This is a genomic window from Streptomyces sp. NPDC102462 (genome assembly GCF_044765425.1).
GTDB lineage: Bacteria > Actinomycetota > Actinomycetes > Streptomycetales > Streptomycetaceae > Streptomyces.
This window is the reverse complement of sequence record NZ_JBIWKB010000017.1, coordinates 1-15,043: the sequence shown is the minus strand read 5'-3', so window position 1 is coordinate 15,043 and position 15,043 is coordinate 1. Positions and strand designations below refer to the sequence as shown.

Below are 15,043 nucleotides of genomic sequence, written 5' to 3'. Positions count from 1 at the left end.
CGGGGCCCGCCGCCCCGGGGCCCGCCGCCCCGGGGCCCGCCGCCCCGGGGCCCGCCGCCCCGGGGCCCGCCGCCCCGGGGCCCGCCGCCCCGGGGCCCGCCGCCCCGGGGCCCACCGCCCCGAAGTCCGCCGCCCCGGGGCCCACCGCCCTGGAACCCGCTGTCCTTGGGCCCGCCACCCCGGAGTCCATCGTTTTTGAACCCACCGTCCCGGAGTCGGCTGTCCCGGAGTCGGCCGTCCCGGAGCCCGCCGCCCGAGGGCCTGTCCCGGAGCCCGCCACCCCGGAGTCCATCGTTTTTGAACCCACCGCCCTGGAGCCGGCCGTCCTGGAGCCCGCGGCCTCGGAGTCCGCCGTCCCGGAGCCGGCCGTCTTGGAGCCGGTCGCCCCGGAGCCCGCCGTCCTGGAGCCCGTCCCGAGGCCCCCCGTCCCGGAACCCCCCGCCCCCCGGCCACCGCGCGCCCCCACCGGAGTTCGTACCGCGGTCAGCACTCCCGCCAGCAGCATCATGAGCGCCGCCGCCACTCCGAGCAGCCAGACCCTGCCGTCCAGTTCGGCCAGTCGTCCCAGGGTCACGGGCCGGTCGGGCCGGCTGGTGAGGAGCCGGTCCAGTGGGTCGGGCAGCAGGGCGGTCAGCGCGCCGGTGGCCCTGCCGTCGAAGGGCACGAACAGACCGAGGGGGACGCCCAGCCACACCCCGTTGGGCGCGCCGAGCAGGGCCGCGCCCACGACGCGCCGGGGGTGCTCGTCGCCGATCGCCGCGTACGCCGCCGCCGCGAGCCCCGCCAGGACGGCCACGACCAGGACGCCGACGAGGGCCGAGACCGCCGGCCGGACCACCCGGTGCACGGCGTCGAAGCCGCGCGGCAGGGGAGTGCGGCGCGAGGCGAGCAGCGCGATCAGCAGCACGCCGGCGGACCAGCCAAGCCCGCCGAGCAGCGTGGGCGCGGTGTCCACGGTGAAGCCGACCGCCGCCTTCGCGTCGATCAGGTCCCCGATCCGGTCGGGCAGCAGCCCGCCGATGTCCCCGAGGTCACCGAGACCGCTGCCGTCGCCCCCGCCGGGCAGCCGGTCGAGCCCGAGCGCTCCGCCGTCGATCGTGACGACGTCGTGCCCGGCCCAGGCGAGCCCGCCCAGCATCGCCACGAACAGCGCGACCACCGCCGCCGCGCGCGCGAGGAGTTCGGACGGGGCGATCACAACGGTGGCCGTGCGCAGGGACCGCAGGAAGAACCACGACAGCAGCAGGGCGCCCACGAGGCTCACGCCGAGTGGCGTGATCTCGACGGCCGTATGCGTCTGAGCGCCTTTCAGTCCGAAGGCGGACAGATCTCCGGACGGCGAGAGGGAACCACCCGCCCCGAGCGCCACAACGGCCGCCGTCATCGGCCCCAGTGAGCCGGCCGAGTCGGCGCGCAGCAGATGCAGTCCGAGCGCGGCCGTCCCCGCCATCCCGATCAACGCCCAGCTCACGGCGGCGATCGCGGACAGCAGGACATCTCCCCACGGCAGCCGCCCGCCGTGCCGCTCGGTCCCGATGCGCGTGGCAGCGCTCATGGCAGACCCCCCGATCCGCGGCGCGACCGTCGGCCGCGTGCCCCCTCGCGGGGGATTACCACTGTCCGCGCCGGTTTCCACCCCGTCAACGAGACGATGTCCCGACGCTGGTACGCGCTCGTGACAAGGCCCGACTTTCGGTCACAGGGGCGGGCCTGGAATAGTTCCCCACGATGTTCGACATCCCTAGACTCCCTGCGACGGGGGAAATTCGGGGGACAACTCAGTGGGGCATGGAGTGCCGGAACTCGTACTGGAATCAAACGGACGGACCTGGACGCTCGACCCGTCCAGGCACTACACCCTGGGACGCGATCCGCAGGGAGACATCGTGTTCGACGACGCCAGGGTTTCCTGGCGGCACGCCACGATCAGCTTCAACGGCCGCGGTTGGGTCATGGAGGACCACGGCAGCACCAACGGCACCTTCGTGCAGGGCCAGCGGATCCACCAGGTGGAGATCGGTCCCGGTTCGGCCGTACACCTGGGCAACGCCACCGACGGTCCGCTGGTGAACCTGTCCGGTGCCGCGGCCGTGGCCGCGCAGCCGCAGCAACAGCCGTACGCGGCCCAGGGCGAGGCGGCCGGCTGGGCCCAGCAGCCGCCGCAGCAGGACTGGCAGCAACCCCAGCAGGCGGCCCAGCAGCCGCCGATCCCGCAGCAGCAGGACCCCGGTGGTGGCGCGGGGGCGCCGCCGGTCTACGGCGACCGCAGTCCCACCACGTTCCACCAGTTCGCGCTCGGCCGCGTGATGCGCATCGGCCGTGCCCTGGAGAACGACCTGGTCGTCTCCGACCTCCAGGTCTCCCGCAACCACGCCGAGTTCCACGCGACGCCCGACGGCCGTATGGAGATCCGCGACCTCGGCTCGCACAACGGCACGTACGTCAACGGCCAGCCGATCGCCAAGGGCGGCTCGGCACTGCTCGGCCCGAACGACATCGTCGGCGTCGGCCACTCCACCTTCCGTATCGTCGGCGACCGCCTGGAAGAGTTCGTCGACACCGGTGAGGTCTCCTTCTCGGCCCGCCATCTGACGGTCACGGTCGACGGGGGCAAGCAGATCCTCAAGGACGTCTCCTTCGGCGTCCCCGAGAAGTCCCTGATCGCGGTCATCGGCCCGTCCGGCTCGGGCAAGTCGACCCTGCTCAAGGCGCTCACCGGCTACCGGCCCGCCAACCAGGGCGAGGTCCTGTACGACAACCGCAACCTGTACAAGCAGTTCGCCGAGCTGCGCCAGCGCATCGGACTGGTCCCGCAGGACGACATCCTGCACAAGGAACTGACCGTCAAGAAGGCCCTCAAGTACGCGGCCAAGCTGCGCTTCCCGGCCGACACCACGGCCGCCGAGCGCGAGGCCCGCATCGACGAGGTGCTGCGCGAGCTGAAGCTGGACATCCACAAGGAGAAGAAGGTCACCTCCTTGTCCGGCGGCCAGCGCAAGCGCGTCTCGGTGGCACTGGAACTGCTCACCAAGCCCTCGCTCATATTCCTCGACGAGCCGACCTCCGGCCTCGACCCGGGCATGGACCGCGATGTGATGCAGTTGCTGCGCGGCCTCGCCGACGACGGCCGCACGGTCCTCGTCGTCACCCACTCGGTCGCCGAACTGGCCCTGTGCGACAAGCTCCTGGTGATGGCCCCGGGCGGCGCGGTCGCCTACTTCGGTCCGCCCGAGGAGGCGCTGAACTTCTTCGGCTACGACACCTGGGCCGATGTCTTCTCCGCCTTCGAGAACTACCGCGACTACGACTGGGCCGGCCGCTGGAAGGGCTCGCAGCACTACCAGATGTACGCCGCGGACATCGACGCGGTCGCGCCGCAGTCCGTACAGGTGCCGCCGCTGCAGGCGATGAAGCCGCCGAAGCCGCAGGGCTGGATGTCGCAGTTCGGCACGCTGGTGCGCCGCTACATCTCGGTGATCGTCTCCGACCGGGGCTTCCTCGCCCTGATGGTGATCCTGCCGGCCGTGCTGGGCGCGGTGAGCCTGCTCATCGACGCGGACAAGGGCCTGCTGCCCAATCCACCGCGCGCCAACGGTCAGATCGTCCCCAACGGCACCGCGACCACGGTCCTGCTGATCCTCGCGGTCGGCGCCTGCTTCGCGGGCGCCGCGAACTCCGTCCGCGAGCTGATCAAGGAACGGGTCATCTACGAGCGGGAGCGTGCCACCGGCCTGTCGCGCTCGGCGTATCTGATGTCCAAGGTGTTCGTGCTCGGCATGATCACCGTGCTGCAGGGCCTGCTGGTCGGCGTGATCGGCTTCGCGAGCCGGGAGATCCCCGAGGAGGGCCTGGTCCTCGGCGGCGCCACGCTGGTCGAGCTGTCGCTGCCGATCATGGCGCTGGGCTTCACCTCGATGATGTTCGGCCTGATCATCTCCTCGCTGGTGAAGACGGCCGAGAAGACCATGCCGCTGCTGGTGATGTTCGCGATCATCCAGGTGGTGTTCACGGGCTGTCTGTTCACCCTGCACGGCTCGATCGGCGTCAACGAGTTCTCGTATCTGATGCCGTCGCGCTGGGCCGTCGCCGCCGCGGGCACCACGCTGGACTTCAACAAGATCAGCCCCCCGGAGTCGGCCGGGGACACCGACCCGCTGTGGGACCACACCGTCGGCGCCTGGGGCATGGACATGGCCGCGCTGATCGCCCTCGGCGTGGTCTGCGGGTTCTTCGTGGCCCGCTTCCTGCGCCGCCACGAGCCGGAGGTCATGCGCAAGTAGGCGTGTTTTCGGCCGCCAGGACGGGCCAAGGGCGGCACCCGGCCACCGGGTGCCGCCCTTCGGCGTTCGCGACTGAGGCCCGCGCCTACCTCAGTACGCGCTGTTCACGTTGTCGATCGAGCCGTACCGCTGGGCCGCGTAGTTGGCCGCCGCGGTGATGTTGGCGACCGGGTCGTAGATGTTCCAGGACGTGCCCGGGACGTGGTACGCCTTGAACGTCGGCGGGATGACCTGGAGCAGCCCCTTGGACGGGATGCCGTTGGCGGCGTTGACGTCCCAGTTGTTGATGGCGTTCGGGTTGCCGGAGGACTCCCGCATGATGTTGCGGTGCAGGCCGTAGTAGCTGCCAGGGATGCCCTTCGCCTTCATGATGTCCAGGGACTCACGGATCCAGCCGTCCAGGTTGTTGCTGTAGGTCTTCGCGGCGACCGGCTGGACCTCGGGGCGCTGCGCGGACCGGCTCGCGGTCTGCTGCGCGGCGCGCTCCTGGGCGGCCTTCTTGACGGCCGCGTTCTTGGCCGTGGTCTCGGCCTGCTTCCGCGTGGTCTCGGCCGCGGCCTTCTTCTGCGTCGCGATGGCTTCCAGCTTGACGTTCTGGGCGGCGAGCTGGTCGGTGACGGTGCCCTTGACGTCCTGGATCGGGTGGGTGCTGTAGGCCACCTGGGCGGCGGGTACGGAGGTTGCGGAGGTGACCGTCTCCGCGCTGCTGGGGACTGCGGAGAAGGCGACAGCGGCGGCACCGAGGGCACCGACACCGGTGATCGCGATCTTGTGCTGCTTGGTCAGCGTCCGACCGAGATCTCGGATGTTGATGTTCTTGGGCATGGCAGATGGACCTCTTCGAATAGCGCGGAGGTCGCGTCCGTTCTGCGGGGGGATCGGTCCTCTCCGCACGGACGCCGCGGACGGAAACCCGCGGCGTTGAGCGACGGCAGCCATTCTTAGCTGTCGCAAAAAGCCAATGCAAAGATGTGACGTACGATTTGTGATAGTGGAACCGTGAGGGGCAAATCGGGACAGACTGGAACGTCTTTCCCGCTAGTGGCGGTCCTATTTATCTCCTATATGCCTTCGTAAGTGAGCTGCGCCCTATGTGCGGCGTCACACGAACCTGCCGGCGTCCTTACGGGGAGTTGCTGAAGCAATGCTCTACGTGAGGGTTCTCCATCGGGCCTACGGCGGTGGGCCTAGGGCCAGCGGCCCAGCCGCGGCCGTCACCGGCCCGATCCGCGCTGTCGCACCCCGCCGGTACCGTGAGGACATGAGTCACGGCCCCCGGTCCGGCCTCGCCGCGGTCAGCTCCGCGCTGCTGGCCATGAGCAGGCACCTGGAGGTGCGCGACGTCCTCAAGACGATCGTCGCCTCCGCCCGCGACCTGCTCGACGCCCACTACGCCGCCCTCGGCGTCCCGGACGACCACGGCGGATTCGCCCAGTTCGTGGTCGCCGGCATCAGCGACGCCCAGTGGAAGGCCATCGGCCCGCTCCCGCGCCAGCACGGCATCCTGGCCGCGATGCTGCACGAGGCCGCCCCCGTACGCCTCGCCGACGTCCGCAAGGACCCACGCTTCGAGGGCTGGCCCACCGCCCACCCCGAGCTGTCCGACTTCCTCGGCCTGCCGATCCGCGACGGCGACGAGGTCATCGGCGCGCTGTTCCTCGCCAACAAGCGCCGCCACCCGAAGGGGCACCGCCCCGCCCCCGGGCGGACCGGCGGCTGCGCCTTCACCGAGGAGGACGAGGAACTGCTCGCCATCCTCGCCCAGCACGCCGCGATCGCCCTGACCAACGCCCGGCTCTACGAACGCAGCCGCGAACTGACCATCGCCGAGGAGCGCTCCCGCCTCGCCCACGAACTGCACGACGCGGTCAGCCAGAAACTCTTCTCGCTGCGGCTGACCGCCCAGGCGGCGGCCCGCCTCGTGGACCGCGACCCGGCCCGCGCCAAGGGCGAGCTCCAGCAGGTGGCCGCGCTCGCCGCGGAGGCGGCCGACGAACTGCGCGCCGCCGTGGTCGAGCTGCGCCCCGCGGCACTCGACGAGGACGGCCTGATCGCCACCCTGCGCACCCAGATCCAGGTCCTCGACCGCGCCCACACCGCGCGCGTGACCTTCGCGAGCACCGGCTTCCGCGCCCTGCCGGCCGCCCAGGAGGAGGCCCTGCTGCGCGTCGCCCAGGAGGCCCTGCACAACGCCCTGCGGCACTCCGGAGCCGCCCATGTCGATGTGACCGTGAACCGGCGCGGCCACGGGGCCGTGCTGCGGGTCACCGACGACGGCGGCGGCTTCGACCCGCGCTCCGTGCACCGGGCCGGACGCCATCTCGGCCTGGTCTCCATGCGCGACCGGGCGAGCGGCGTCGGCGGCACGCTGACGGTGGAATCGGCGCCCGGCAAGGGCACCACGATCGAGATGGAGGTTCCTGGTGGCTGACGCGATCAGAGTCCTGCTCGTCGACGACCACCAGGTCGTCCGCCGGGGACTGCGCACCTTCCTGGAGGTGCAGGACGACATCGAGGTCGTCGGCGAGGCGGCCGACGGCGCCGAAGGGGTCGACCGCGCCGGGGAACTGCGTCCCGACGTCATCCTGATGGACATCAGGATGCCCGGCATGGACGGCGTCGACGCGCTGCGCAGACTCCGGGAACTCGGCAACCCCGCGCGTACTCTGATCGTCACCAGCTTCACCGAGCAGCGTACGGTGGTCCCGGCCCTGCGTGCGGGCGCCGCCGGATACGTCTACAAGGACGTGGACCCCGACGCGCTCGCCGGCGCCATCCGCTCGGTGCACGCCGGACACATCCTGCTCCAGCCCGAGGTGGCCGGCGCGCTGCTCTCCCAGGAGGAGGTCAACTCCGGTCAGGGCCGCGGAGGTTCGCTCACCGAGCGGGAGCGCGAGGTGCTTGGGCTGATAGCCGACGGCCGTTCCAACCGGGAGATCGCCCGCGCCCTCGTGCTGTCCGAGAAGACGGTCAAGACACATGTCTCGAACATCCTGATGAAACTGGACCTCGCGGACCGCACCCAGGCCGCGCTGTGGGCCGTCCGGCACGGCGTGACCGGCTGAAACGCCTACCGGTAGGCCCCACACCCGGCAGCACCACGGACGGTTCCGCTCCGGACCGAGATTCATACCGTCGTGGGAACGTCACCCGGATGGCGCACCCTCCGCGCACCGCCGGCGTTCTCCAGTGCGTGCCGCGGCGACTTGCCGCGGTGATCGCCAAGGAGGGCTTAGAAGTGAAGAACCTGAAGAAGGCAGCGGCCGTGACGATGGTGGCCGGTGGCCTGGTGGCCGCCGGCGCCGGGATGGCCTCCGCCACCGACGGCTCGTCGGCCGGCGGCAAGGCCGAGCACTCCCCGGGCGTCGTCTCCGGGAACGTCATCCAGGCCCCGGTGCACATCCCGGTGAACGTGGTCGGCAACAGCGTGAACGTCATCGGTCTGCTGAACCCCGCCTTCGGCAACCTCGGCCTCAACCGCTGACGCCGCGCCGCGCGCCGACAGCGAGCACCGGCCTCCCGGACCCCGGGAGGCCGGTCCGTTTGTCGTTTCAATCGTCCGATCGGGCTGTCGGCCGCGCGGGTCCGTACCGCCCGGACCCGACCGACGTTGATCAGCGTGCGACCCACGCCGGGTCGGATACGCACACGCAGGAGGAACGTTTCCAATGAACATTGCCAAGAGGGCCGCCGTAGCCATGACCGTCGCCGGTATCGCCGCGGGCGCTTCGGCCGGCGCGGCCTTCGCCGACTCGGGAGCGTCGGGCGCGGCCGAGCAGTCCCCGGGCGTCGGCTCCGGCAACGTGGTCCAGGCGCCGGTGCACGTCCCCGTCAACGCCACCGGCCTCAGCGTCAACGTGGTCGGCCTGCTGAACCCGGCGTTCGGCAACCAGAGCGCCAACGGCTGAGCCGAGCCCTTTCGGTTCCGCCGCGGCCGGAGCGGGGTTCTGGGGGCTCCAGCCCCCAGACACGCCCGCTCCAACACCCCCACGTCCCCGAGGCACCGCTCACCGCACTCCGCGCTCCCGCTCCTCCACCACGGAGTTGTACGCCGCGACCTGCGCCCGCCGGGCCGTCCGCTCCACCGGACGCAGCGCGGCACCCCGCGCCGCCATCTCCGATGCGCTCACCGCCCCGCCGTGCCCGTTGTCGTACGCCAACGAGACCAACAGGCCCACCCGCTGCGCCAGCTCCAGCACCCGCACCGCCCGCGGCGGATACCCCGGCGCCAGCACCTCACGCCCTCGTTCGGCCCGTGCCCGGTAGGCGTCGATCGCGGCCTCGGCCACCGGGCCCGACCCCGCGAGGTCCAGCCGCGACAGCACATCCGTCGCCTCCCGCAGCGCCTCCGCCAGTTCCCGCTCCGCCTCGCCCAGTGACGGCACGTCGGCGGGCGGTGCCTCCCGCACCGGCAGACAGCGCCAGACCACCTCGACGTGCACATCGCCGTCCGGGCCCGCCTCGTCCACCTCGGGCACCAATCCGTACGCGGCGCCGTGACAGACCACCGCCTCCTCGGCCTCCAGCGCCCGCGCGTTGAACTCGGGCGGCCCGCTCAGCCCCAGCGGATGCCCGGGCTGCGGCAGCGCCACCCGCAGCCCCGTCACCCCGAGCGCCCGCAGCCGGCCAAGACCGAGCGTGAGACCGACCGGCGCCGACTCACCCGGCAGCCCCTCCAGCCGGTGCACCGCGTCCTCGCCCACGATGGCGAGCACGGCGTCATCCGGAGAGACAAGTCCGGCCAAAAGGGCATTTCCCCAAGCGGCAAGGCGTCCTGAACGTGGTTCCGAGAGCATGCCCCCACCCTAAGGACCGGACCGATGGAATGGACCGCGGCACCGGTGGCGTAGATTTCGTAGGGGCTGCGCCCACCGGCGCGGCGGACCGAGCCACTGGTGACCGCGACTGCGCCGAGACCGGCCACAATGCAAGGGGAGACAACGCGCTCATGAGCGATGTTCTGGAACTTCAGGACGTATCGGTGGTCCGCGAGGGCCGGGCCCTGGTGGACCAGGTCTCCTGGTCGGTCAAGGAGGGCGAGCGCTGGGTCATCCTCGGCCCCAACGGCGCCGGCAAGACCACCCTGCTCAACGTCGCCTCCAGCTACCTCTTCCCCAGCAAGGGCACCGCCACCATCCTCGGCGAGACCCTGGGCAGGCCCGGCACGGACGTCTTCGAACTGCGCCCGCGCATCGGCGTGGCCGGCATCGCCATGACCGAGAAGCTTCCCAAGCGCCAGACCGTCCTGGAGACCGTGCTCACCGCGGCCTACGGCATGACCGCCCACTGGCAGGAGGACTACGAGGAGGTCGACGAGCAGCGCGCCCGCGCCTTCCTGGACCGCCTCGGCATGAGCGAATACCTCGACCGGAAGTTCGGCACGCTCTCCGAGGGCGAGCGCAAGCGCACCCTGATCGCCCGCGCCCTGATGACCGACCCCGAACTCCTCCTCCTCGATGAGCCCGCCGCAGGACTCGACCTCGGCGGCCGCGAGGACCTGGTCCGCCGCCTCGGCCGCCTCGCCCGCGACCCGATCGCCCCCTCCATGATCATGGTCACCCACCATGTCGAGGAGATCGCACCGGGCTTCACCCACGTCCTCATGATCCGCCAGGGCAAGGTCATGGCCGCCGGCCCGCTGGAGCTCGAACTCACCTCCCGCAATCTCTCGCTGTGCTTCGGCCTCCCGCTCGTGGTCGAGCAGGTCGGCGACCGCTGGACCGCCCAGGGCCTGCCGCTGTCCTGACTGCCTTCGCGCCCTGTCCGACGCGGACCCGCGGCCCTACCATGACCACGTGGACAACATCGACGCATGGGTGTGGTGGCTGATCGGCGCGGCGGCGCTCGGTATCCCGCTCGTCATCACCGCGATGCCGGAGTTCGGCATGTTCGCGGTGGGCGCCATCGCCGCGGCCGTGCTCGCCGGCCTCGGCTTCGACGTGGTCGTCCAGGTGCTCGCCTTCGTGATCGTCTCGGTCGCCCTCGTCGCCGTCGTACGGCCCATCGCCAACCGGCACGGCAGACAGCGGCCCGAACTCGCCACCGGCGTCGATGCGTTGAAGGGCAAACAGGCCGTCGTGCTGGAGCGCGTCGACGCCTCCGGCGGCCGCATCAAGCTCGCCGGAGAGGTCTGGTCGGCGCGCGCCCTGGACACCGGCCGGGCCTACGAAGCGGGTCAGGAAGTGGACGTCGTGGACATCGAGGGGGCCACCGCGATCGTCATCTGACCTCGCGAGACTCAACTGGGCCGAACGGACCACGAGTTGTCCGACGGTCTGCCAGACTCGACCAGCAAGATCTTCGACAACATAGGATCTTCCCAAAGCGCCGAGGCGGAGAAGGGTACGGGGAACTACGATGGGGCCGATCATCATCGTCCTGATCATTCTGGTGGTGTTGGTCTTCATCGCCCTGATCAAGACGATCCAAGTCATCCCACAGGCCAGCGCGGCCATCGTCGAGCGCTTCGGCCGCTACACGCGGACACTGAACGCGGGCCTCAACATCGTCGTCCCGTTCATCGACACCATCCGCAACCGCATCGACCTGCGTGAACAGGTCGTCCCCTTCCCGCCGCAGCCGGTGATCACCCAGGACAACCTGGTCGTCAACATCGACACCGTCATCTACTACCAGGTGACCGACGCCCGGGCCGCCACCTACGAGGTCGCCAGCTACATCCAGGCCATCGAACAGCTCACCGTCACCACCCTGCGCAACATCATCGGCGGCATGGACCTGGAGCGCACCCTGACCTCCCGCGAGGAGATCAACGCGGCCCTGCGCGGCGTCCTCGACGAGGCCACCGGCAAGTGGGGCATCCGCGTCAACCGCGTGGAACTGAAGGCCATCGAACCGCCCACCTCCATCCAGGACTCGATGGAGAAGCAGATGCGCGCCGACCGTGACAAGCGCGCCGCGATCCTCACCGCGGAAGGCACGCGCCAGGCCGCGATCCTCACCGCCGAAGGCGAGAAGCAGTCCCAGATCCTGCGCGCCGAGGGTGAGGCCAAGGCCGCCGCGCTGCGCGCCGAGGGCGAGGCGCAGGCCGTCCGTACGGTCTTCGAGGCGATCCACGCCGGCGACCCGGACCAGAAGCTCCTGTCCTACCAGTACCTCCAGATGCTCCCGAAGATCGCCGAAGGCGACGCCAACAAGCTCTGGATCGTGCCCAGCGAGATCGGCGACGCCCTCAAGGGCCTGTCCGGCGCGATGGGCAACTTCGGCCCGCTGGGCGGCGGTTCGGGCAACAACGGCACCACGGTCCCGCCCCAGCAGAACCCCCCCACCCCAGAACGCCGCGAAAAACCCCAGATCGACTAACCCCCAACCCGCGCCCCAAAAGGGGCGCGGGGAACGGCGCGAGCAACGACACACAACCGACGGACGACAGACCCCCCAAGCCCCGAAGGGGGCGCGGGGAACGGCGCGAGCAACCACACACAACCGACGGACGACAGACGCCCCAAGCCCGGCAGACGCTCATCGGTTCGAATGAAGCCCCCCGCCCCGACAGTGCCCCGAAAGGGGCGCGGGGAACGGCGCGAGCAACCACACACGGCCCGCAGTCAATTCCGCACGCAAGCCACTACGGCGAGGCGCCCCCTCAGGCCGCACCCCGAGCCAACCAGTCCGGCAGAGCCTCAACCCCCTCGCCCAGCGCAAGCACCATCGCATCGGCCGGCGTAGGCTCAAACGGCTCCCGCAGCAGCTCCATACCGGCCTCCTGCGGAGTCCGGTCGGCCTTGCGATGGTTGTCCTCGGCGCACGAGGCCACCGTGTTCAACCAGGTGTCCTGCCCGCCCCGCGAGCGCGGCACCACATGGTCCACGGTCGTCGCCCGCCGCCCGCAGTAGGCGCAGCGGTGCCGGTCCCGCACCAGCACACCCCGCCTCGACCACGGAGCCTGTCTTCGGAAGGGCACCCGTACGTATCTGCACAGCCTGATCACCCGAGGCGCGGGTATGTCCACATCGGCGCCCCGCATCCGCAGTTCGGGGTGGGCCTGCTCGACGACCGCCTTGTCCTGGAGCACCAGCACGACGGCTCGGTTCAACGTCACCGTCGACAGCGGCTCGAAGCTCGCGTTCAGCACCAGCGTGTCCCGCATCCAGCCCACCTCCCGTGCGCACCGCCCACCCCCCGGCGGGCTTGGATCAACTCTGGACGGGCGCGCCGAGATGGACAACGCAATAAAAAATGCCCGCCCCCGATCACGTCCAAGACCGGGGGCGGGCAAACGTTCCATGAACGCTCGGCTGATTCCGCGCGCCGGATCAGCCCTCCGCGGGGTTCTCGTACTCGCTGATGAGGTGGGCGCGCGCGATCGCGTGGAAACGCAGATTGAAACCGACCACGGCGGGGGAGGCGTCGGCGTCCGGACCCAGCTTCTCCTGGTCCACCGCGTACACCGTGAAGACATAACGGTGCGGGCCGTCCCCGGGCGGCGGCGCGGCACCGCCGAAGTCCTTGGTCCCGTAGTCGTTGCGGACCTGCACCGCGCCCGCGGGCAGACCCTCGAACGCGCCGCTGCCCGCACCGGCCGGCAGCTCGGTCACCGAGGCCGGGATGTCGAACACGGTCCAGTGCCAGAACCCACTGCCCGTCGGCGCGTCCGGGTCGTAGCACGTGACGGCGAAGCTCTTGGTCTCCGGCGGGAAGCCCGCCCACCGCAGCTGCGGCGAGGTGTTGCCGGCCGCGTAGACCTGAGCGTCCTTGAGCGTCGCGCCCTCCTCGATGTCCTCACTCGTCACCGTGAACGACGGCACGGGCGGGTGGAAATCATGGGGGAGCGGCCGCCGCTTGGGCTCGGTCACCTCGGTACCTCCTGATCCGTTTCCTGTAGAGGGAAACGAGCCTAGAACCAGTTGCGCCTGCTGCCGACCTCGGACAGCCACTGGTTGAGGTACGCCGCCCAATCGGTCCCGTGGAAGTCGTGCAGCCCCACCTGGAAGGACCGGAAGGTGTCACTGCCCTCGCTGAACAGCCCGCCCTTCTTGTCCATTTCGAGCACGACGTCCATGGCCTGCTCGTCGGCCACGAAGCTCAACTCGACCTGGTTCAGGCCGTGGTACTGCGACGGCGGATAGAACTCGATCTCCTGGTAGAACGGCAGCCGCTGCCGCGTGTTGCGGATGTGACCGCGCTCCATGTCCGCGTTCTTGAAGCGGAAGCCCAGCTGGATGAACGCGTCCAGGATCGCCTTCTGCGCAGGCAGCGGGTGCACGTTGATCGGGTCCAGATCACCGGAGTCCACGGCGCGGGCGATCTCCAGCTCGGTCGTCACCCCGATGTGCATGCCACGAAGCGCCTGCCCGTCGATCATCGTGACGGGCGTCTCCCAGGGGATCTCCAGCCCGAACGGCACCGCGTGCACGGCCCCCGCCTGCAACTCGAACGCGCCGCCGAGCCGCACCTTGGTGAACTCGATGTTCTGCTTGTACTCCTCCTCGCCGCTCTCCACCTCGACCCGCGCCTGCAGGCCCACGTTCAGCCCCTGGATCTCCTGGTTCACGGATCCGCCCTGGATCCGCACCTCACCCTGGACGACGCCGCCCGGTACCACGTTCTCCTCGGTGAGCACCGTCTCCACCGAAGCCCCGCCGGCCCCCAGACTCGCGAGCAGCCTCTTGAACGCCATGACTCTCCCTTTACGTACGGACCCTTGATCCCTACAAACGCGATCCGGGCCCAGCCGGTTCCGCGGCTCGCCCCGGCGACCGGAGCGGCCCCCACCCCCTCTTGACACCCACCCGACTGGACTACGCTCCAGAGCCATGATCGTGCCCCCGGACCGTACGCCACTCCCCAGGAGCTTCTTCGACCGCCCCGTACTGGAGGTCGCCCCCGACCTGCTGGGCCGCATCCTGGTACGGACGACCCCGGACGGCCCGATCGTGGTGCGCCTGACGGAGGTCGAGGCGTACGACGGGCCGAACGACCCGGGCTCGCACGCGTATCGCGGCCGCACCCCCCGCAACGAAGTGATGTTCGGCCCGCCAGGACACGTGTACGTCTACTTCACCTACGGCATGTGGCACTGCATGAACCTCGTCTGCGGGCCCGAGGGCCGGGCGAGCGCCGTGCTGCTCCGCGCCGGGGAGATCATCGAGGGCGCCGATCTGGCGCGCAAACGTCGACTCTCGGCCCGGAACGACAAGGAACTGGCCAAAGGCCCGGCGCGGCTCGCCACCGCCCTGGACGTGGGCCGGGCCCTCGACGGCACGGACGCCTGTGCCCGCGGCGAGACCCCGCTGAGGGTGGCCACCGGCACCCCCGTCCCCGCCGACCAGGTACGCAACGGTCCGCGCACGGGTGTGTCCGGCGACGGCGGGGTCCACCCGTGGCGCTACTGGATCGCCAACGACCCGACGGTGAGCCCCTATCGGGCCCATGTGCCCCGGCGCCGCTCAAGTTGACGCTTCCTTGGAAGGTGCGTAATGTAGCCCGAGCCGCTTGAACCGGGTACGGCATTCGCCAGCAGCCGGAAGCGGCCAACCCACTACCTGCGACACCCCTCAGCGAGGGCCTATTCAGCATGTCCGCATGCCTGAATTCAGGAACTCGCGAACTCGATTATGAGTCCACGAGGGAATCAGCTAACGTAGTGAATGTCGAAAGGCCCCGCCGGCCGGGAATCGGACTCCGAAAGGGTCTGATAGAGTCGGAAACACCGAAGGGAAGCGCCCGGAGGAAAGCCCGAGAGGGTGAGTACGAAGGAAGCGTCCGTTCCTTGAGAACTCAACAGCGTGCCAAAAGTCAAC

The 15,043-nt window shown here is 70.3% G+C and carries 15 protein-coding genes; 9 read left to right on the top strand and 6 right to left on the bottom strand.

Annotation, left to right across the window (positions count from 1 at the left end; translation table 11 throughout):
• The coding region (locus ACIRFL_RS16785) for a streptophobe family protein (RefSeq protein ID WP_404029013.1) at positions 1-1,555 on the bottom strand (1,555 nt) is incomplete at its 3' end.
• Positions 1,556-1,793: 238 nt separating this feature from the next.
• Here ACIRFL_RS16785 and ACIRFL_RS16780 point away from each other — a divergent pair.
• Positions 1,794-4,280: an FHA domain-containing protein gene (locus ACIRFL_RS16780; RefSeq protein ID WP_404029011.1), complete on the top strand. Its 2,487-nt coding sequence runs from the start codon at positions 1,794-1,796 to the stop codon at positions 4,278-4,280.
• A gap of 90 nt (positions 4,281-4,370) precedes the next feature.
• Here the strand turns inward: ACIRFL_RS16780 and ACIRFL_RS16775 are convergent, their stop codons facing one another.
• Positions 4,371-5,105, bottom strand: a complete 735-nt coding sequence (locus ACIRFL_RS16775; protein WP_404029009.1) for a transglycosylase SLT domain-containing protein — start codon at positions 5,103-5,105, stop codon at positions 4,371-4,373.
• A gap of 436 nt (positions 5,106-5,541) precedes the next feature.
• On the opposite strand from ACIRFL_RS16775, the gene ACIRFL_RS16770 reads away from it, so the two are divergent.
• From ACIRFL_RS16770 to ACIRFL_RS16755, 4 genes are all read left to right on the top strand, one after another.
• Entirely contained in the window at positions 5,542-6,711 is a 1,170-nt protein-coding gene (locus ACIRFL_RS16770) for a GAF domain-containing protein (RefSeq protein ID WP_404029007.1), read from the top strand.
• Positions 6,704-7,345, top strand: a complete 642-nt coding sequence (locus ACIRFL_RS16765; protein ID WP_404029005.1) for a response regulator — start codon at positions 6,704-6,706, stop codon at positions 7,343-7,345. Before ACIRFL_RS16770 ends, ACIRFL_RS16765 begins: the two co-directional genes overlap by 8 nt.
• Before the next feature lie 173 nt (positions 7,346-7,518).
• Positions 7,519-7,764, top strand: coding sequence for a chaplin (locus tag ACIRFL_RS16760; protein ID WP_404029235.1), 246 nt, complete (start codon positions 7,519-7,521; stop codon positions 7,762-7,764).
• A 184-nt stretch (positions 7,765-7,948) separates the two neighbouring features.
• Entirely contained in the window at positions 7,949-8,188 is a 240-nt protein-coding gene (locus ACIRFL_RS16755; protein ID WP_404029003.1) for a chaplin, read from the top strand.
• Between the two features lie 99 nt (positions 8,189-8,287).
• On the opposite strand, the gene ACIRFL_RS16750 is transcribed toward ACIRFL_RS16755, so the two are convergent.
• Positions 8,288-9,076 carry a hypothetical protein gene (locus ACIRFL_RS16750; RefSeq protein ID WP_404029001.1) on the bottom strand — a complete coding sequence of 263 codons (789 nt, stop codon included), beginning with the start codon at positions 9,074-9,076 and terminating at the stop codon, positions 8,288-8,290.
• Between the two features lie 152 nt (positions 9,077-9,228).
• On the opposite strand from ACIRFL_RS16750, the gene ACIRFL_RS16745 reads away from it, so the two are divergent.
• The 3 genes from ACIRFL_RS16745 to ACIRFL_RS16735 all read left to right on the top strand — a co-directional run bounded on the left by ACIRFL_RS16745 (position 9,229) and on the right by ACIRFL_RS16735 (position 11,603).
• The gene (locus tag ACIRFL_RS16745; RefSeq protein WP_388717805.1) at positions 9,229-10,026 is read left to right on the top strand and encodes an ABC transporter ATP-binding protein; all 798 of its coding nucleotides are present in this window, start codon (positions 9,229-9,231) and stop codon (positions 10,024-10,026) included.
• A gap of 49 nt (positions 10,027-10,075) precedes the next feature.
• Positions 10,076-10,507 (top strand): NfeD family protein, encoded by a 432-nt coding sequence (locus tag ACIRFL_RS16740; RefSeq protein ID WP_404028999.1) that lies wholly within the window; start codon positions 10,076-10,078, stop codon positions 10,505-10,507.
• A gap of 130 nt (positions 10,508-10,637) precedes the next feature.
• A complete protein-coding gene (locus ACIRFL_RS16735; RefSeq protein WP_404028997.1) occupies positions 10,638-11,603 on the top strand; it encodes an SPFH domain-containing protein in 966 nt (321 codons plus the stop codon).
• Between the two features lie 283 nt (positions 11,604-11,886).
• On the opposite strand, the gene ACIRFL_RS16730 is transcribed toward ACIRFL_RS16735, so the two are convergent.
• The 3 genes from ACIRFL_RS16730 to ACIRFL_RS16720 form a co-directional block, all read right to left on the bottom strand.
• The gene (locus tag ACIRFL_RS16730; RefSeq protein WP_404028995.1) at positions 11,887-12,390 is read right to left on the bottom strand and encodes an HNH endonuclease; all 504 of its coding nucleotides are present in this window, start codon (positions 12,388-12,390) and stop codon (positions 11,887-11,889) included.
• Positions 12,391-12,556: 166 nt separating this feature from the next.
• Positions 12,557-13,096, bottom strand: a complete 540-nt coding sequence (locus ACIRFL_RS16725; protein WP_404028993.1) for a YbhB/YbcL family Raf kinase inhibitor-like protein — start codon at positions 13,094-13,096, stop codon at positions 12,557-12,559.
• 41 nt (positions 13,097-13,137) lie between these two features.
• A complete protein-coding gene (locus tag ACIRFL_RS16720) occupies positions 13,138-13,920 on the bottom strand; it encodes a sporulation protein (RefSeq protein ID WP_404028991.1) in 783 nt (260 codons plus the stop codon).
• A gap of 136 nt (positions 13,921-14,056) precedes the next feature.
• On the opposite strand from ACIRFL_RS16720, the gene ACIRFL_RS16715 reads away from it, so the two are divergent.
• A complete protein-coding gene (locus ACIRFL_RS16715) occupies positions 14,057-14,698 on the top strand; it encodes a DNA-3-methyladenine glycosylase (RefSeq protein ID WP_404028990.1) in 642 nt (213 codons plus the stop codon).
• Positions 14,699-15,043 lie beyond the last annotated feature (345 nt).

Coding starts and splice junctions, on each gene's coding strand:
- ACIRFL_RS16775 (WP_404029009.1), bottom strand. CDS start 5,105: ATGCCCAAGAACATCAACATCCGAGATCTCGGTCGGACGCTGACCAAG.
- ACIRFL_RS16735 (WP_404028997.1), top strand. CDS start 10,638: ATGGGGCCGATCATCATCGTCCTGATCATTCTGGTGGTGTTGGTCTTC.
- ACIRFL_RS16755 (WP_404029003.1), top strand. CDS start 7,949: ATGAACATTGCCAAGAGGGCCGCCGTAGCCATGACCGTCGCCGGTATC.
- ACIRFL_RS16720 (WP_404028991.1), bottom strand. CDS start 13,920: ATGGCGTTCAAGAGGCTGCTCGCGAGTCTGGGGGCCGGCGGGGCTTCG.
- ACIRFL_RS16745 (WP_388717805.1), top strand. CDS start 9,229: ATGAGCGATGTTCTGGAACTTCAGGACGTATCGGTGGTCCGCGAGGGC.
- ACIRFL_RS16715 (WP_404028990.1), top strand. CDS start 14,057: ATGATCGTGCCCCCGGACCGTACGCCACTCCCCAGGAGCTTCTTCGAC.
- ACIRFL_RS16750 (WP_404029001.1), bottom strand. CDS start 9,076: ATGCTCTCGGAACCACGTTCAGGACGCCTTGCCGCTTGGGGAAATGCC.
- ACIRFL_RS16770 (WP_404029007.1), top strand. CDS start 5,542: ATGAGTCACGGCCCCCGGTCCGGCCTCGCCGCGGTCAGCTCCGCGCTG.
- ACIRFL_RS16730 (WP_404028995.1), bottom strand. CDS start 12,390: ATGCGGGACACGCTGGTGCTGAACGCGAGCTTCGAGCCGCTGTCGACG.